Origin of the sequence: Microcoleus anatoxicus, assembly GCF_042465725.1 — a bacterium.
GTDB lineage: Bacteria > Cyanobacteriota > Cyanobacteriia > Cyanobacteriales > Microcoleaceae > Microcoleus > Microcoleus anatoxicus.
Genome location: NZ_CP120853.1, coordinates 6501701 through 6521430, shown reverse-complemented (window position 1 = coordinate 6521430; position 19730 = coordinate 6501701). Strand labels below are relative to the sequence as shown.

6 protein-coding genes and 2 pseudogenes are annotated in these 19730 nt (G+C 45.6%); 4 read left to right on the top strand and 4 right to left on the bottom strand.

Annotated features, from left to right (window positions below; all coding sequences use genetic code 11):
- Positions 1–15: 15 nt before the first annotated feature.
- Together devC and P2A85_RS28315 are read right to left on the bottom strand one after the other, a co-directional pair.
- Positions 16–1199 (bottom strand): annotated as a pseudogene (gene devC, locus P2A85_RS28320) (ABC transporter permease DevC).
- A gap of 104 nt (positions 1200–1303) precedes the next feature.
- Positions 1304–2725 carry an HlyD family efflux transporter periplasmic adaptor subunit gene (locus P2A85_RS28315; protein WP_377476787.1) on the bottom strand — a complete coding sequence of 474 codons (1422 nt, stop codon included), beginning with the start codon at positions 2723–2725 and terminating at the stop codon, positions 1304–1306.
- Positions 2726–2842: 117 nt separating this feature from the next.
- Here P2A85_RS28315 and P2A85_RS28310 point away from each other — a divergent pair, with 117 nt between their 5' ends.
- Positions 2843–3457: a TetR/AcrR family transcriptional regulator gene (locus tag P2A85_RS28310; protein ID WP_377476786.1), complete on the top strand. Its 615-nt coding sequence runs from the start codon at positions 2843–2845 to the stop codon at positions 3455–3457.
- A 124-nt stretch (positions 3458–3581) separates the two neighbouring features.
- On the opposite strand, the gene P2A85_RS28305 is transcribed toward P2A85_RS28310, so the two are convergent.
- Together P2A85_RS28305 and hpsU are read right to left on the bottom strand one after the other, a co-directional pair.
- Positions 3582–5054: a mechanosensitive ion channel domain-containing protein gene (locus P2A85_RS28305; RefSeq protein ID WP_377476785.1), complete on the bottom strand. Its 1473-nt coding sequence runs from the start codon at positions 5052–5054 to the stop codon at positions 3582–3584.
- Between the two features lie 117 nt (positions 5055–5171).
- Positions 5172–5849: a hormogonium polysaccharide biosynthesis acetyltransferase HpsU gene (gene hpsU, locus P2A85_RS28300; RefSeq protein WP_377476784.1), complete on the bottom strand. Its 678-nt coding sequence runs from the start codon at positions 5847–5849 to the stop codon at positions 5172–5174.
- A 44-nt stretch (positions 5850–5893) separates the two neighbouring features.
- On the opposite strand from hpsU, the gene P2A85_RS28295 reads away from it, so the two are divergent.
- The 3 genes and pseudogenes from P2A85_RS28295 to P2A85_RS28285 all read left to right on the top strand — a co-directional run bounded on the left by P2A85_RS28295 (position 5894) and on the right by P2A85_RS28285 (position 19588).
- On the top strand, positions 5894–6688 hold the full coding sequence (locus P2A85_RS28295) for a cation diffusion facilitator family transporter (protein WP_377476783.1): 795 nt from the start codon (positions 5894–5896) through the stop codon (positions 6686–6688).
- Positions 6689–7267: 579 nt separating this feature from the next.
- A pseudogene (locus P2A85_RS28290) lies at positions 7268–7371 on the top strand (sulfotransferase); the annotation flags it as partial.
- A 232-nt stretch (positions 7372–7603) separates the two neighbouring features.
- The gene (locus P2A85_RS28285) at positions 7604–19588 is read left to right on the top strand and encodes an Ig-like domain-containing protein (protein WP_377476782.1); all 11985 of its coding nucleotides are present in this window, start codon (positions 7604–7606) and stop codon (positions 19586–19588) included.
- Positions 19589–19730 lie beyond the last annotated feature (142 nt).

The window sequence follows — 19730 nt, the reverse complement described above, 5'->3', positions numbered from 1 at the left end:
TATCTACAAACCAAATCAAAAAATGTCTGCGGGGTCGGCTGCTTGCAGTTTGCGAGTGGCAATAGTTCCTGAAATACTGCACATGACCGTGTTTAAAATTAATACTGTAATTGCCCGGATTAGAGTCATATAGATGGGTAGATTTGTTGCTTTACGAGTTAAAGAATAGAGGCCCAAAGAGACTCCTAGACCTGGTAAAAAACCGATAATTGAAAGAATTATAGCTTCTTCAAAAACAATGCCGAGTAAGTAAATATTGCGGTATCCCATTGCTTTAAAAGTAGCGTATTCTGCCATGTGGTCGCTGACATCGGTGGAGAGAACTTGATAAACAATAATGACACCAACTACAAAACCCATGGCGACGCCTAAGTTAAATACAAAGCCGACAGCAGTATTTTTAGCCCAATAATTTTTCTCGAATTCTATAAATTCTGCTTTGGTTAATACCTTGACATCCGGTGGCAAATATGCTTTTAAAACTTGTTGGACTTGTACTGGATCGGCACCGCTTTGCAATTGAATTAATCCGGCATTAACACTCCCGGCATTTTGTTTGGGAAACAAGCGTAGGTAATTTTGATCGCTGGTGATTAAAGCTCCATCGGCTGCAAAAGATGCTCCAATGCTAAATAAGCCGTCGATCGTAATCGTGCGTCGATCGATCTCAGTTTTCACAATTTTTCCCTGATTGATTTGGGCGATCGCATCTTGATAATCTCCCCTGGAAGCTCGGTCAAATAACACCGTATCCGGCAATTTAATCGAGTTCAAGTTTTGATTGACTTCGGGCAGGGAAAAAGCAGGGCGATCGGGCGATCGGGATCGACCATAATAGACGTTTCGCGACCTGTCGCCGGGACTTTCCAGTTAGCAAGTTTGACATAAAGTGGATCGGCCGATCGCACGCCCGGTACATTCATAGCCTGATATAATCTGCGCCGGGGAAACGAAGACAAATTCAGTAAATTGCGACCTTGGGGACTGACTAAAACTAAATCGGTTTGCAAAGTTTGGTGCAGGCGCGTATTGCTGCTGTAGAGGGCATTTTGGAAGCCCAACTGCATGAACATCAAAATATCAGCAAAGGCAATTCCCGCTATAGCTACGGCCATTCGCCCTTTGTCATGACTCAGTTGCAGCCATCCGAGAGGAGTTCTGTTTCTTAACTGTTGTAATGGTTTGATTAGTCCAAGCATAGGATTTTGGAATTATTGAACCGCGAAGACGCGAAGGACACGAAGGAAGAGAAAAGAAGAATTAGATCGTGTTCTACCGAGAAGGGAGTAACGTTTCTGAATCTTTAATTACTTCCGATCGCAACTTTGACTTGCAAATTAGTTAATCCGGCTACTTTCTGACTGGAAGCTGCATCTAAACGCACTTTCACTTCTACAATTCGAGCGTCAATATTGGCAGAAGGATCGGTATTAACAATGTTTTGCCGCTGCACTTGTAAGCCGATGTGTTCTACTTTTCCTTGCAATTCACCCTTGAAAGAATCGCTAGTAATTTTGGCTGATTGTCCAATGCGTACTTTGTCCACATCGCTTTGGTAGATTTCAGCAACTGCTAGCATTTCGCGAGTTTGTCCGAGTTCGACAATGCCATCATTTCCCACTTTTTCTCCAGGATATGTGTGAATTTTCAGGACTTGCGCGTCTCTGGGAGAGCGGATGTAAGCTAGAGCTAGATTAGCTTTGGCTTGTTTGGCGGCGGAAGTGGCGGAACTAACTTCGGCGCTGGCGGCTTCCACGTCTACGGGGCGAACTTCGGAAATGCGATCGAGATTTGCTACGGCTTCATTAATCTGTTGTTGTCGAGATTGCTGAATTTGGCTGAGTTTGGCTTGGGCTTCGTTAATCTGCTGCTGGCGGGATTGTTGAATTTGGCTGAGTTTGGCTTGGGCTTCGTTAATCTGCTGCTGGCGAGATTGCTGAATTTGATTCAGTTTTGCCTTTCCTTCGTTTAGTTGTTGTTGGGCTGTTTCGGTGGCTAGTTTTTTGCTGTCGCTGGTGGAAGCGGAGATTGCTCCTTCTTGGTACAGTTGCGAGTAGCGCTGATACTCGCTGCTAGCGTTGCGAAGTTCGGCTTCTAGACGGGAAATCGCGGCTTTTTGGGTTTGAATTTCCCCAAGCTGTTCCGCCCTGATGCGCGCCATGGTGGCTTGTTGCGCTGCTATTTCGGTGCTGCGATCGACTTCTGTGCGGGAAACGATCGCCTGTTGTGCTGTGATTTCGTTGGTGCGATCGGCTTCTAAACGGCCAATGGTGGCTTTCTGGGCTTGGATTTCGCCGTTTTTGGCTCCTGCTTTGACTTTTGCTAGATTTGCCTGGGCGACGCGCACTTGTTCTTGAGCTTGGTCGTAGGCTGCTTGCAGACGATCGCGACTGTCGAGAATGGCGATCGTTTCACCTGTTTTCACCCTGTCTCCCTCTTTAACTAAGAGTCGATCGATCCGGTTTCCTTCGGCGGAACCGGAAGCAGAGACTTTAATTACTTCTCCTTTGGGTTCCAGTCGCCCCAAGGCTGTCACTGTGGTTAATTGCGCTGCTGTCGTCGCTGCTGTCGCTGCTACTGCATTGGGATCGGGTTGGCGCGATCGCCACATCGTGTAACCTGTCGTTCCCCCAGCCGCCAGGGTTGCTGCTGCGGCCACTATTAGCAGTTGCTTAACTAAGGATGGATTTGAGGATAAGCTGTCTGCGGTTGGTTGATGTACCATGACACACCTATTTTTTTTGGGGTACAAAACTAAACGGTTTAGTTCTTTGATATTACAATACTAAACCGTTCAGTATAATAATGTCAAGAGCCCAAGCAAAAATTACAAAAACCAACAATGGCAAAGACAAAACCGATAGAACCAGACGCAAGCATAGGAGGTGACAAGAGCGAGCAAATCCTCCAAGGTGCGATGCAAGAATTTTTAACCCACGGCTATGCGGGCACGAGTATGGACAAGGTAGCGAAGACGGGGGGAGTTTCCAAAGCCACGGTTTACAGCTATTTTCAAGACAAAGAGGGATTGTTTGCGGCCTTGATTCAACGGCTAGCGGCAGAAAAGTTAGTTTATTTTCCGGTACCAGAAACCGAACCGGCGATCGCCCTGCGATTCATTGCTACCACTTTACTAGATCAAGCCACTCACGAACCTCATTTTCTCACCTTCGTGAGGTTAGTGATTGCTGAATCAGGGCGTTTTCCCCAGCTAGCGCAGATATTTGTGAAAAACCTAGCGAAACCGGGGATTGAGCGACTTACTCAATATTTGGCATCTCGCCCGGAGTTGCAATTAGCCGATCCTGAAGCCACAGCGCGGATTTTTATTGGATCTTTGGTGTATTTCCAGTTAACGCAGCATATGATGCACGGCAAAGAAATTATACCAATGGAGCGCGATCGACTGATCGAGGGCTTGATGCAGTTGATTTTGCGATCGCCATCAAATTTGTAGAACTTGAGATACCCGATTTATTAGACCTCTGGCATAATTATTGTGGAACAGGCATCTTGCCTGTTCTTCCTATGAATAAATACTCATAATACTGGCGCAATATTTATTTAGGTTAATGTTAAATTCAAACATTAAATAGATTTTTCAGCCGTTTCCTTACCCAATCTACAGGATTTTCATCATCTTCGGCTGCATCTACCAGTTGCATTTCTCGCAGTTCCTGCTGTCTTTCACTTAATTCTTCCTTATGTTTGACTATTTCTTGAATAATTTGTTCGTATAAATCCGGTCGTTCCGTTAAAACCTTTTGGAAACCTTCTTTATTGATCGCAAACAAAATAGTTTCTTCCAAAGCCCTCACCGAAGCAGTTCTAGGGATTCCTAACATCAAAGAAAGTTCCCCAAAAAACTTGCCAGTATCCAGATTATTTAAGTGTTTATCAATTGCTTCCACAAAAACCTCCACTGATCCAGAAAGAATCATATAAAAAGCATCTCCTGGGTCGTTTTCCCGGAACAAAAATTCTTGTGGGCGTAGACGCTGGCGGTATCCAACTTCAATCAATTGTCGCAATTCAATATCGGTGAGATGTTCAAAATATGTCACCTCTCGCAGCAAACCGCTTAGGGAAGACGGCTTTTTTATTCCCTTGGGCAGAATTGGCATTTTGTGACTATTTTCAAAAACAACACCGGGGTTATTTACCGTTTCATTTTTATGGAATACAGACCAAATAAATTCAGGATTTTTTAAATATAAATCTCTGTCATTGGACGGGAAATCGATTCCCTGCTGACGGAAATTATACTCAATGGCAAAATTTAAAGAACTTTTAATTACTTCTCGATCCGTTGGTCTGTCAGTCCAAACTAAAAGTTCAAATTTAAAGCAATCATCCCCAAACTCAACAAAGAAGACCTTCGGATTTGGTTCGTACAAAACACCTGCTTCAGCGTAAGCAATCTGTAACAAAGTTTCTGTAACTAACAGCGGGTCGCTATTCTCCGATACTTCTATGGAAAGTCTCAGACAAAGTAGCGGATTTTGGTAACTCCAGTTAACAATTTTGTTGCTAATCATCTTACTATTGGGAACTATGACGCTGGAGTCGTCATTAGTTTTGATAATAGTCGAGCGAATAGATATTTTTTTGACTATTCCCATCAATCCTTCTAATTCCACGAAGTCTCCGACTTTGACAGGTCTGTCTAAAAGCAACGTCAGCCCGCTGACAAAGTTGGTTGTCAAATCCTGAATTCCGAAGCCAATACCCACTCCCAATCCACCCGCAACCACAGCAAAGGAAGCGAGGTTAAATCCGATTCCTTGGATCGAAATAACCACGCCAAAAGCTACCATTAAATATCTAATTATTACGGAAATTGCTTCCCGGTTGCCTTCGTCTATTCCCAGTTTTAAGAGCAACCTTTCTTTGAGAAAAGTGGTAAATCCTTGGGAAATGATTAAAACGATAATAAATGATATAATCAATTCTATCAGTGACCGGAGAGAGACGGGATTCTCGCCTATTTGAAATAGAGTTGATGTAAAAACTTGAGAAATACCTATCAACAATTCTTCGGGGATCGTATTCACTTTTAACTTAGAAAAAATGGGATATTTTAGTAGTAAGGACTTTAGTCCTAGGTCTCAAGCTGGATCAAAAAGGACTGAAGTCCTTACTACAAAGTTTTGATACAATTTAAATGCTCACTAGGAACTTTTTTTGATTTCTCGTCGAGTGCACGGACGACAAGGAGTACCCATGCAAACAAAGCCGGCGGGCATATTTTTAAAGACACTGCTACGAGCTCCAATTAAAGCGTTAGCACCGATTTCTACACCAGGACCAATGAAACAGTCGGTGGCAATCCAAACGCCATGATTAATGATAACAGATGCTGCGATTAACCCAAAGGCTGGGTCTTCGGGGTCATGACTACCAGTGCAGAGGTAGCTTTTTTGAGATATGACGCAGTGTTTGCCGATCGCAATTCGATCCAAACTATACAAAACCACATCATCTCCGATCCAACTGTAATCCCCGATTTCAATTTTCCAAGGATAGGTAAAACGGGCTGTAGGGCGGATAATCACCCCAAAACCTATTTTGGCTCCAAACAAGCGCAACAGCCACCTTCTAAGACCATTCACAGGGTGTGGAGTTAACGGAAAAGCGATCGCCTGTACTAACCACCAAAGCAAAATCAGCCAACCAGGTCTTCCGCGATCGAACTTCGATCGATCGTACTTCCGTAAATCAACTAAAGATTCGCCTGTGAAAATATTTGGTTGGTTGTCGCTAATTGGATCGTAATTGATTTCAGAATTTGGGGAATTTGCGATCGGCTGTTGCGGTTCCGGGTCTGGACTTGGCGTATAATGAGTCATCTAATATTTAATTGAAAATCAAGTTTAACTTTAAGGACTGCTCAATGACATTTCCAGTTAGGGACAATTTTAACTCTGAAAACACCAATAATCTAGACCCAGGCGGCAATCCCAATCCCAGAATTCCCAAAGTACAGCTTCTACAAACAGCTTTCGTACTACTTAGTAGCTTTTTCGTAGCAGAGTTAATCGCCGCCATCAACTCTCACAGTTTGTCCCTATTAGCAGATGCCGGTCACGTTTTTTCAGATGTAGCAGCTTTAGCAATAACTTTAACCGCCACTTGGTACTCGTCAGTTAAAAGAAGTAAATCAGTGGATTGTGCGATCGCCTCTTCCCCAATTCCCGCGCGTCCAGAAATCATTGCTGCTTTAATTAATAGTATCAGTTTAGTGGCGATCGCTCTATGGATTGGCGCCGAATCCATCGCCCGTTTGCTGTCCCCAACCCCCGAAGTCGAAGGACTCCCGATGTTAATTACCGCCATAGTCGGTTTAAGCATCAACTCCATCAACGCTTGCTGCTTGCATTCCTGCTGTCACGGCGACTTGAACCTCAAAAGCGCCTTTCTCCACGCCGTAGCCGATATATTTTCATCGGTGGGAGTAATCTTAGCGGCGATCGCCGTGGCGTGGCTGCACTGGAATTGGGCTGACGGCTTAATTAGCTTGCTAGTATCGGTATCAATTATTTTATTAACTTTACCATTGCTAATAGAAAGCATCCAATTGCTGCTAGGAAATGTATCAGCAATCTCCGCAATTCAACAACCGTGCGATTGCGAAAAAGTGAGTGCCGAAAAAATACTATTCCCATCCCTCGAAGAACTAATTAAATGATGTCTCCTCATCTGCGTTCATCAGCGTACATCCGCCACCATCTGCGGTTAAAATCCAAACTAATTAACCAGGGCAATGTCAAGATTGTCAAGATACAGCACATTCTAGGTTGATGAAATACACCGCGCGATCGAGCCCCCTAGGGACAAGGAAATGCCCATAGGTGTCAAAAATCGCGTGAAACCATCGATCGATATCGCTTTTAGCTAAGTCTAGATCCCCCCCTACAAGAAAGGGAGCTACGGGGGAGCTAGCCGGAATCGTCAAAAAGCACTCTGTGAATCGGTTTCACCTTCACTTGACTTGACACGAACGGATACCTAAATTATGCCCTCATGGCAAAGATCCTACTTTTCCGACTTTAAGATCCGACTTTTCCGACTTTACAGAGGCAGAGGCCGGAAGCAATGATAGAGATAGGGAAAGCCAACCCACGATGTCTAAATTGTAAAGATATCGTAAACCTGGATGTTGTGTTGCGAACTGTTAAATAAAAATATGCTATGAAAGATATTTCTGTGGTATGATACATTTAGGTTGCATCTAATGTTATAGAAACCCATTCCCACGCTCGCGCCAGTGAAAGCCCACTTCATATCAGGACTACCCCGCTCAGGATCTACTTTACTGGCTGCACTACTACGACAAAATCCCGGTTTCACAGCGCTATGACTTCCCCTATTGGGGGCGCCAGTCGATCGAATGTTGTCAGCCATGAGCGAAGACAATCAGTTTTCCACGTTTATTTCTCTGGAACAAAAGGGAACTGGCTAACAATTTTACCGATCGATTGATTTGAGCAATTAAAACTAATAAATTCTTCAGTCCTCATAGCGAGGACTGAATCTGTGAAGCGGGATTTCAACCCCGGCCAGACTTGAATGTAAACAATAGATATAAAGGATTTGAGCAATTATGAACTCATCAACCCTGAATAAGCAAATTATTTTCGTAGACTCCTCAGTACAGGATTATCAAAGCCTGATTCAAGGCATCGATCGCGCTCAAATTGTGATTTTAAATGAAAATTCCAGCGCGATCGACCAAATTACTAATGCCTTGGCAGATCAAAAAGATATTGAAGCAGTTCATATAGTTTCTCACGGCAGCGAAGGCAGTTTAAAACTCGGTGCTGACGTACTCAATGACAATAACCTAGAAAATTTTAACGCTCAGATCAAACAGTGGGGAAATGCCCTAACAGCAAATGGCGACATCCTATTATATGGATGCGATGTAGCCGCCGGAGAAGTTGGAGAAAACTTCGTAAAGCGCCTCAGTGAAATCACAGGGGCAGATGTAGCAGCATCCACCAACAAGACGGGGAATGCAGCACTAGGCGGCGACTGGGAATTAGAAAAAACAACGGGTAATATCGAAGCCTCCCTTGCCTTGTCCAGCGAAGGAATGGCAACCTATGCCGGTGTTTTAGCCCCACCCGTACAATTTGACCTCACATCAGTATTCGATCGCGATGTCATTATCAACTATACGGGAGGAGTCACAGACCCCACACAAAACCCACTCGGTAGCTCAGGAATTAACATAGATACCCTAATCACTCAGTCCTTTGCCACATTTAAAGTGGGTGCTAATGGGAACGGTTTACCCGACAACGGCTTTTTCGCCACGAATGCGTACCATCCCGACGTTCAGCTAAGCTACAACAACACCAATAACGGCAACAACGCCAAAGTCCTTACAGCTAACGGCACATCCTTTACCTTCGCAGTTACGCCCAACCAGTATTCAGAAATTCACCTGTTCGCCACCAGTACAAATGGCAACGCTGGGATGCAGGTGACTTTTAACTATAGCGATAGCACTACTGGCACAGGCACAGCCACAGTTCCCGACTGGTTTAACGAAATTACCGAAACATCGTCGAGTTACTATCTAATCGACGGAATGGATCGGAGCAGTGATACAGCAGGAACAGCTTATACCGATGTCAACGATCCCGCCCTATTCGGGTTCAAGTTCAATCCCAACCCAGCCAAAACACTGCAAAGCATTACCGTCAGTAAAACAAGCGGTACCACCGCTAATAATTATCTGGGAGTTTTCGGAGCCACAGGTGTTTTAGAAACCACACCGCCGACAGCTACTTTCACCCCCGCAGATAACGCCACAAATATTGCAGTTGCTGCTAATTTAGTTGTCAACTTGAGCGAAGCAGTCCAAAAAGGCACTGGCAATATTGTCATCAAGAAAGTCTCGGATAACTCAGTGGTGGAAACTATAAATGTTACTTCCACCAATGTCACCGTTGCTGGTAGTACAGTCACCGTTAATCCCACAGCAGATTTAGTGCCCGGTACTGATTATTACGTTGAAATTGCCGCTGGTGCAATTCAAGACTTAGCTGGTAACAATTATGCCGGTACTACAGGTGCAACTGCTTGGAATTTCACCACTGCTGTCGCCGCTGACACCACACCGCCGACAGCTACTTTCACCCCCGCAGATAACGCCACCAGTGTTGCCGTTGCTGCTAATTTAGTAGTCAACTTGAGTGAAGCCGTCCAAAAAGGAATCGGCAATATTGTCATCAAGAAAGTTTCCGACAACTCAGTGGTAGAAACTATCAATGTCACAGCAGCAAATGTCACTGTTAGCGGTAGTACAGTCACCGTTAATCCAGTGGCAGATTTAGCGCAAAGCACAGATTACTACGTTGAAATTGCCGCGGGTGCGATTAAAGATATTGCAGGTAATAATTATGCCGGTACTACAGGCGCAACTGCTTGGAATTTCACCACTGCTGTCGCCGCTGACACCACAGCGCCCACAGCTACTTTCACCCCCGTAGATAACGCCACCAGTGTTGCCGTTTCTGCTAATTTAGTAGTCACCTTGAATGAAGCCGTCCAAAAAGGCACTGGCAATATTGTCATCAAGAAAGTTTCGGACAACTCAGTTGTAGAAACTATCAATGTCACAGCGGCAAATGTCACTGTTAGCGGTAGTACAGTCACCGTTAATCCAACAGCAGATTTAGTAGCAGGTACTGATTATTACGTTGAAATTGCTAACGGTGCAATTAAAGACTTAGCTGGTAACAATTATGCCGGTACTACAGGTGCAACTGCTTGGAATTTCACCACTGCTGTCGCCGCTGACACCACACCGCCGACAGCTACTTTCACCCCCGCAGATAACGCCACCAGTGTTGCCGTTGCTGCTAATTTAGTTGTCAACTTGAGTGAAGCCGTCCAAAAAGGAATCGGCAATATTGTCATCAAGAAAGTTTCGGACAACTCAGTTGTAGAAACTATCAATGTCACAGCGGCAAATGTCACTGTTACTGGTAGTACAGTCACCGTTAATCCCACAGCAGATTTAGCGCCCGGTACTGATTATTACGTTGAAATTGCCAGCGGTGCGATTCAAGACTTAGCTGGTAATAATTATGCCGGTACTACAGGTGCAACTGCTTGGAATTTCACCACTGCTGTCGCCGCTGACACCACAGCGCCCACAGCTACTTTCACCCCCGTAGATAACGCCACCAGTGTTGCCGTTTCTGCTAATTTAGTAGTCACCTTGAATGAAGCCGTCCAAAAAGGCACTGGCAATATTGTCATCAAGAAAGTTTCGGACAACTCAGTTGTAGAAACTATCAATGTCACAGCGGCAAATGTCACTGTTAGCGGTAGTACAGTCACCGTTAATCCAACAGCAGATTTAGTGCCCGGTACTGATTATTACGTTGAAATTGCTAACGGTGCAATTAAAGACTTAGCTGGTAACAATTATGCCGGTACTACAGGTGCAACTGCTTGGAATTTCACCACTGCTGTCGCCGCTGACACCACACCGCCGACAGCTACTTTCACCCCCGCAGATAACGCCACCAGTGTTGCCGTTGCTGCTAATTTAGTAGTCAACTTGAGTGAAGCCGTCCAAAAAGGAATCGGCAATATTGTCATCAAGAAAGTTTCCGACAACTCAGTGGTAGAAACTATCAATGTCACAGCAGCAAATGTCACTGTTAGCGGTAGTACAGTCACCGTTAATCCAGTGGCAGATTTAGCGCAAAGCACAGATTACTACGTTGAAATTGCCGCGGGTGCGATTAAAGATATTGCAGGTAATAATTATGCCGGTACTACAGGTGCAACTGCTTGGAATTTCACCACTGCTGTCGCCGCTGATACCACAGCGCCTACCGCCACTTTCACCCCCGCAGATAACGCCACCAGTGTTGCAGTTACTGCTAATTTAGTAGTCAACTTGAGTGAAGCCGTACAAAAAGGAATCGGCAATATTGTCATCAAGAAAGTTTCGGACAACTCAGTTGTAGAAACTGTGAATGTGACGGCGGCTAATGTCACCGTTAGCGGCTCTACTGTCACCGTTAATCCGACTGCTGACTTGGTAGCAGGTACTGATTATTACGTTGAAATTGCTGCTGGTGCAATTAAAGACTTAGCTGGTAACAATTATGCCGGGATTACAGGGGCAACTGCTTGGAATTTCACCACGGCTGCCGCAGCGGATACTATCGCCCCTACCGCTACCACTTTCACTCCCGCAGATAATGCTACCAGTGTGGCTGTGGGTGCGAATTTAGTAGTCACCTTGAGTGAAGCTGTCCAAAAAGGCACTGGCAACATTGTTATCAAGAAAGTATCTGATAATTCAGTTGTCGAAACCATTGATGTTACCTCAGCTAATGTCACAGTTAGCGGCTCTACCGTCACAGTTAATCCAACTGCTGACTTGGTAGCAGGTACTGATTATTACGTTGAAATTGCTAACGGTGCAATTAAAGACTTAGCTGGTAATAATTATGCTGGCACTACAGGGGCAACTGCTTGGAATTTCACTACTGTTGCCGCCCCGGATACTACAGCCCCTACCGTCACCCTAGCAACCACGGCGGCGGCGACAGTCAACGCTGGCTTCAACGTCAGCGCTACTTTTAGCGAAACTGTCAACGGGTTTGACACCAGCGATATCAACGTCACCAACGGGAGTGTCAGCGGCCTTACCAGCACTGGCAGCAACTACAACTTCAACGTCACACCAAAAGCAAGCGGTGCGGTAACAGTCAACGTCCCTGTCGGTGCAGCCACTGATGCTGCGGGTAACAACAATACCGCTGCTACAGCTTTAACCCGCACTTTCTCGGCTACCTTTTCTGTTTGGAGCGAAATAGATACTTACCTAAAAAATAATGGTATTAACGTATCCGATCCAGTCAAGGAAGCCTTGCAACAAGTGGTCAATACTATTAAGCCATTAACATTTGAGATTCAGGGTAGTAAAATTACAGCTACCTACAATGCAACTGGATCTCTCAATAATGTGCTGAAAGCCCTTGGAGTTCCTGTCGCCAACGGGAGTGTCATATTAGATGGCGACATCGCCGCTCCCACTTTAACAATTGATACCAGCCAGTCCTCTCCTGCTTATGAATTGTCCGGCAAGATCAGTGGCCAAGCTGTAACCTTTGGGTATCAAAAAGGTCAAGCTGTTACCGCTAAATATACAGGGGATGTGTCTCTAGCTGACCTGCTCAAAACTGTGGGAGTTACTGACACCGCAGGCAGTGCGATCTTAACCGGCTCTATCACCGCTCCCAGCTTAAAAATTGATACCAGTAAGTCCCCTTCTGCTTATGAGTTCACCGGCAACATCAGCGGTCAAACTGTCACCTTTGGATATCAAAAAGGTCAAGCTGTTACCGCTAAATATACAGGGGATGTGTCTCTAGCTGACCTGCTCAAAACTGTGGGAGTTACTGACACCGCAGGCAGTGCGATCTTAACCGGCTCTATCACCGCTCCCAGCTTAAAAATTGATACCAGTAAGTCCCCTTCTGCTTATGAGTTCACCGGCAATATCAGTGGTCAAACTGTCACCTTTGGATATCAAAAAGGTCAAGCTGTTACCGCTAAATATACAGGGGATGTGTCTCTAGCTGACCTGCTCAAAAAAGTTGGAGTGAGCGCGACTGATGGAAGTTCCATATTAACTGGCTCCATCACTAATCCCAGCTTATCAATTGATACCAGCAAGTCCTCTCCTGCTTATAAGTTCACGGGCAACATCAATGGCAAAACAGTCACATTTGGATATCAAAAAGATCAAGCTGTTACCGCTAGTTATCAAGGGGATGTATCTCTAGCTGACCTGCTGAAAACTGTGGGAGTTACCGACACTGGAGGCAGTGCGATCTTAACCGGCTCTCTCACCAATCCCAGCTTAAAAATTGATACCAGCAAGTCCCCTTCTGCTTATGAGTTCACCGGCACCATCAGCGGTCAAACAGTCACCTTGGGGTATCAAAAAGGTCAAGCTGTTACAGTCACTTATCTGGGGGATGTTTCTCTGGCAAACCTGCTAAGCAAGGCTGACATTAGCAGTGCTCTCATACCGGATGACATATTAAAGAGCTCGGTAAAGAACCCCAGCATAAAAATTGATACCAGCAAGCCCACTGCTGTTTATGAGTTTGCTGGAGAGATGGACGGACAGAGCGTAAGTTTTAGTCTCTCTAAAAACACGATTAAATTTGGGTATCCGAAGAATGCCTCTTTAAAGGATCTCGTCAAAAAAATTCCTGTTGATGCCATTAAAACCCTTGCAGATGAAATCACCCCACCTCTGAGCAGTCCCAGTTTTACTATTGACAAGTCTAGTGGCTCTACTAAATACATAGCTTCTGGGGCATTGGACTTTGGAGTTGATGATGGCAAAAATAATTTCTTTGATTTCATCAACACAAAACTGGGCATTAAGAATGTTACCCTTAATGCTGAAGTCAATTCATCGGGAGCGAGTGTCCAAGCAGATTTAGGGACTGATATCACACTATTCAAGACAGGTGATTTCAGTGGAATCCTTAAAGGCTTGAACCTGAACGGGGGTCTACAAAAGGGGCAACCGAGTTTTGGGATTGGAGGGAATCTAATTCTTAAAGGGTACGATCCTTTCCAAAACGACGAACCTGACTTAACACTTTCGGGAAACATTGCGTTAGATCCCACCTCTCTCACAGGATCGTTTGCACTCGATGCAAGCAATAGCTGGAAAAATCCCTTTGGCATACCTGATGCAGAAATTAGTAGTCTAGGTTTCCAACTGGGTGGGACTTATGTAATACCCTGGGTTGATAATGTTGGATTCCGGGGAGATCTAAAATTTGGTGATTTAAATCTGAATACCGCTTTCTTAGTAGATGTCAATAATCCTGATAAATTTGCTTTGGAATTAACGGCGAAGGAACCAGTCAGCTTGGTTACACTTTGGGCTGGTGGGCCAATTGGCTCTTATGCCCTTAAGCAATTGGGTAAGAAAAGCGAGTTTTTCCAAAAAGCAGAAACTTTTTTGAAGGATACTTTAGATGTAAAGATTGTATCTATCGATGGGTCTGATGCAGATACAGAATTCGATCCACTCGTCAAGATGGTACCTTTTCCCACAAAAATTGCTGGCAAGGAATTAACACAAGGTCTTGGCATCAATGGTCAGGTAGAGGCTTGGGGAAAAAAAGCTACTCTAAGCTTTAACGCGAATCCCTACGATACAAGCAACCCAAGTTTAGAGGGATTTTTAAAGATTGATGAAATTGACTGGGAATTTTTGAAGCTTACAGGTGCGGATGGTCCTAACGATAAGACTTTGGATTTTGCAGTCAAGGTCAGTCCTACTGAACAATACCTTAAAGGTGATGGGCAACTTGTGATTTTTGGCCAGACCGTTGCTAAAGCGAACGTTGAGTTTACAAGTACGAGTGCCAAAATCAAAGATTTTGATTTGAATTTTGGAGTCGTAGCACTAGATATTAACGATTTTTCAGTTGATATTGCCAAGAAGACGGCCAGTGGATCGGGTTCGGTGAAGATTCTCGGGCGAGAAATTGCCGGAGCCAAAATCAATGTTGATAGTAATGGGCTAAAAGTTCAAGGAAATCTTGACTTATTCGGAGCCTTCTCAATCGAGAACGCAATAATTGATATCAAAAATGCAACCGATATAAAAATCGGAGGGAGAGCCAAAATTTTAGGTCGAGAGCTTGCCAATGCCAACATCAGCATCAAGGACGGCAAGCTAAACGTTACAGGTAGTATAGGCGTCGATCTCCCCGTACTTGGTAATATTGGTGCAGATCTTACGATTACCTCGGATGGTAAACCTAGTGGTTCCGAGGTGAAATTAAAGATTAAGGCTGGGGCGCTGGGCGGTAAAGAATATACCCTATCACTCGCTCCTCTGAGAAGTGTCGAAGATTTGTTTGAAGGTGTGATGGGCGATACCCTGGGTACAGTCACTCAGGCTGTAAATGCTGCCGTTGATGGTGTAGTTAATGGATTTAATAGTCTTTCATCAGGTGTACTCGATACCTTCAATAAAGTTGGTGAATTTTTTACAAGTGGGTTTGACAGTGCGCTTAAGTTTTTCGGATTGGGAGGTAAAGACCCGTTGGATAATTCCAATGACGTATGGCTGAATGATGGGAACGACTTCTTTGACGCAAAGAAAGGTAATGACTATGTTCGAGGTAGAGGTGGAGATGACTGGCTCGTATTGGGGAGTGGCAATGACACAGGAGAAGGTTGGTCTGGCAATGACAAAATCGAAGGTAACGATGGCGACGACAAATTGTCTGGCGACGAGGGAAATGACCTGTTAGAGGGTAGTTGGGGCAGGGACACTCTCTATGGTGGGGATGGTGACGATATTCTCAAGGGAGATCCAGAGGGTGTTATTGATGACCGGGCCTACTTTAATAATACATATAGTGGTCCGTTCTACCCCCACTTCAACTTCGATGAATATACTGATAGCCTGTTCGGTGGGAGGGGAAATGACAAACTCCAAGGTGGATTCGACAAAGACACACTTTATGGCGACGAGGGAAATGACTTGCTGTATGGTGACCAGGATCACGATTACCTGTACGGTGGTGACGGCAGCGACCTTCTTGATGGCGGGGAGGGCAATGACTTTTTAGATGGCGGGCCTGGTAATGACCGTCTCTATGGTTTCACGGGCAATGATTCCCTTCAGGGTGGGGATAGCAACGACGAGATCCACGGCTATGAGGGTTCTGACACCCTTGATGGTGGTAATGGCAAGGACGTTCTCTATGGTCAGCAAGATAACGATTTGCTCCGAGGTGGAGATGGGGACGATGTTCTCTATGGCGAAGACAACGGAAAACAGGGACAAACCTATGACGGTAGCCGGGACAATGACACCCTTGAAGGTGGAAAGGGCAATGATTATCTCTTTGGTGGAAAGGGCAACGATGTTCTCAATGGTGGGGATGGTAATGATGTTCTCAATGGTGGGGATGGCAATGACAAACTCTTGGGCGCTTCGGGCGATGACTACCTCGATGGTGCTGACGGGAACGACTCTCTAGATGGTGATACAGGTAATGACACGCTGTTTGGTCGAGGGGGCGATGACTTCCTTGAGGGTTTTGGGGGTAAAGACTACCTCTATGGTGGTGAGGGTAACGATAAGCTCTATAGTCATGAGGACGATGACATCCTCAAGGGAGAAGCAGGAAACGACAGCCTCTACGCTTGGTCTGGTCAAGATATCCTCGATGGTGGAGAGGGTAACGACTATCTCAACGGTGAGGGAGATAACGATACGCTCTCTGGTGGCAATGGCAGTAATGTCCTTGATGGAGGTTCCGGTACTGATACTGCCGACTACAGATTTTCTACGGTTTCTGTTGTAGCAAATTTAACCTCTGGCAAAGCCACTTTCGGAGGCAACGCAGATCAATTACTTTCGATTGAAAATATCATTGGTTCGAGTAATAACGACACACTCACGGGCGATGCTCAGAATAATACCCTCTCTGGTAAGGCTGGCGACGATGTTCTTGATGGTCAACAAGGCAATGACACTCTGAATGGTGGAGAAGGTAATGACAGTCTAGAGGGCGGCGATGGCGACGATTACCTCGATCCTGGGACTGGTAACGATACCATTAACGGTGGTCCTGGCAACGATACCTCGCTCTTGGTCGGCAAGAAGGAAGACTATAAGTTCACCGAGACACCGACTGGATGGCGAATTGTTGCTCCGAATGGCGATGTCAAAATCGTGAGTGGGGTTGAGAATTTCGCGTTTAAGCCTGACACTACAGTTGAAAATTTCAACCTGAGCTCAGTCTTCGATCGCGATGTCATTGTCAACCGGACGGGGGGAGTCACAGACTCCACACAAGACGGAGTGACTCCTTCGGGTGAAACCTTCATTACTCAGTCCTTTGCAACGTTTAAAAACGGTGCGAATGGCAACGGTTTGCCTGACGACGGCTTTTTCCCTGCCAATAGCTACCATGAAGACGTTCAGCTAGGCTACAACAACACCAATAACGGCAACAACGCCAAAGTCATCACGACTAACAACACATCCTTTACTTTCCCAGTCACGCCCAACAAATATTCACAAATCCACCTGTTTGCCACCAGTACAAATGGCACGGCGGGGATGAATGTGCAATTTAACTATAGTGATGGCACCACTGAAATAAAGAGCGCTACTGTTCCCGACTGGTTTGAGGAAATTCCCACTCAATCATCTTTCAACTACTATCTAATCGACGGCATGGATCGCAGCCTTGATACAAGTGGAACAAATTATCAAGATGCCAACGATCCTGCCATATTCGGGTTTAGATTCCAGCCCGACTCAGCAAAAATGCTCCAAAGCATTACCGTCACCAAAACCACTGGTTCCACCGCTGATAATTTGCTGGGAGTGTTCGGAGCTACAGGTGTTTTACCAACTACCACAACGCTTAACACAGAGACAGTCAGGAAATACTACAGCAATAATAAAATCATCGACGGTTACATTTCTAGCGGTAAGGTGTTCTTCGATGCCAACTTAAACGGGGTGTTGGATAATGATGAACCCTTTACGATTACCACGGCGGATGGTGGCTTCGATCTGAACGTGGATGTCGAAAAGTTTGATACCAACAAAAATGGTGAAATTGACTACACCGAAGGCCAGTTTGTTCTCATGGGAGGTATGGACATCATCGGCGGGGTGGATGCTGCCACTGGTTTGCCGATGGCTACGCCACTCACTTCTACCCTACAGTCAAAAGTCGTGACACCTTTAACGACGGCGATCGCCTCTATGGTGCAGCAAGGCCTTGACCCAGCAACAGCGGAAACTCAGGTGAAATCAGCGTTAGGATTGCCCGCAGGAGTTGACTTGGGTAGTTATGACCCTCTGGAGGCGATCGCCAAGGGGGACGCGAATGGTGTATCGGTTTTTGGGTCGATGATTATGGTGCAGAACACGATCGTCCAGACAGCGAAATTCATTGAGGGAGTTTCGGAAACAGCAGTTGGTCAACTCGCATTTAGTGGTATCGGGGCGATCGCAAATCAACTCAAGGGTGGCGCTGCTGTTGATTTAGGTAAAACAGAAACCATCTTGGCTATCCTTCAAGGAGCCATTACCAAAGCAGCAGAGTCTGACCCCAAAATCAACCCGACACAACTGGTTGCTAGTGCGGCTGCTGCGTCTCAAATCATGGCTCTCGGCAATCAAATAGTCAAGGATGTCCTCGCTAGCGGTCGCCCCATCAAAGATATTGCCCTCGACATCACCAAGTTGCAAGCGGTGTCTGTGGGTCAAATAGCTGTCGGTTTGTCCGATTTGGCGGCGGGAACTGTGACAGTTGAACAGTTCCTCGCTCAAAACAATAAAGAGGCGATTCTGGCTCGGATGGAGAAGGTGAAGGTTAATGACCCTACTGTTCGCCCCGTTGTCGAGACGATCGCTCTCAAAGACCCGATCGTCGATCCTCTGGCACCTACCTCTGACGACACCGGCACCACCCCCGTCACCGACACACCAACATCCACCACTGCGATATCAGGAAAACCGACACCGATTCCATTGGTAACACCGACACCAAAGACCACTTCGACCCCATCAGAAACACCATCAGCAACAACATCGGAAACACCGACACCATCGGCAATAACTAATAAGCTCTCAGACGATGACTGCATCTGCGATCGAATTACCTATCCCAAATTCAATCAACCCAATGCAGTTGAAAACACCATCATCGGTGGAGCGGCAATTCAAATAGGCACTACCCAAAACGATGAATTACTGGGGAGCAACACTGGCAATATATTCGATGGCAAATCCGGCGATGACAACCTATATGGTGGAGCCGACAACGACATCTTTAACGGCAACCAAGGCAACGACTTCATCACCGGCGGTAAGGGCGATGACATCCTCTATGGAGATGAAGGAAACGACATCATCCTTGGCGAATCTGGCAATGATTTAATGTATGGAGGCAAAGGCAATGACTTGTTACATGGTCGCGAAGGTACTGACATCATTTATGGCAACAAAGATGATGACTTCCTCGATGGTGGCAAGGATAATGACACCTTATATGGAGGCAAAGGTAATGACATCATGCTTGGCAGTCAAGGTGATGACAACCTGTTTGGACAGGATGGAGATGATACCCTCTGCGGCGGTGTAGGTAATGACTTAATCAACGGTGACGCTGGAGCAGATATCCTGGGAGGGTGTGCCGGAAATGATACTCTGTTCGGAGGCGCTGATAACGATACTCTCACTGGTGGGAAAGGCGACGATCTGCTTGACGGAGGTTTGGGGAATGATAGTTTGATTGGCGGTAGCGGCAATGATATCTTTGTCTTAAAAGCGGGTCAAGGATTTGATATTATCGCTGATTTTACCCTGGGTCAAGATTTGATGGGATTAGGCGGTGGTTTGAGTTTTGGTCAGTTGGAAATGACTCAAAATACTCAGGGAACTATCATCAAAAATCTCTTGACAGGGGAGCAGTTAGGTGTTATGGCTGGAGTCAATGCCAATCAGATAACATCTGCGAATTTCATGCTGGTTTAGGAATCAAAAAAAGGCGGGGCGGGTTTATTTATCCCTGGGCTAGCTTCAAATATTTTTCGTGAAACCCGCCCCTACAGTATCAAAAACTATACACAACCAAAGTTAGTTCCCCGGCTTGTTAAAGCAGTCGGGAGCTGGGTTT

Coding starts and splice junctions, on each gene's coding strand:
- P2A85_RS28315 (WP_377476787.1), bottom strand. CDS start 2,725: ATGGTACATCAACCAACCGCAGACAGCTTATCCTCAAATCCATCCTTA.
- P2A85_RS28310 (WP_377476786.1), top strand. CDS start 2,843: ATGGCAAAGACAAAACCGATAGAACCAGACGCAAGCATAGGAGGTGAC.
- hpsU (WP_377476784.1), bottom strand. CDS start 5,849: ATGACTCATTATACGCCAAGTCCAGACCCGGAACCGCAACAGCCGATC.
- P2A85_RS28295 (WP_377476783.1), top strand. CDS start 5,894: ATGACATTTCCAGTTAGGGACAATTTTAACTCTGAAAACACCAATAAT.
- P2A85_RS28285 (WP_377476782.1), top strand. CDS start 7,604: ATGAACTCATCAACCCTGAATAAGCAAATTATTTTCGTAGACTCCTCA.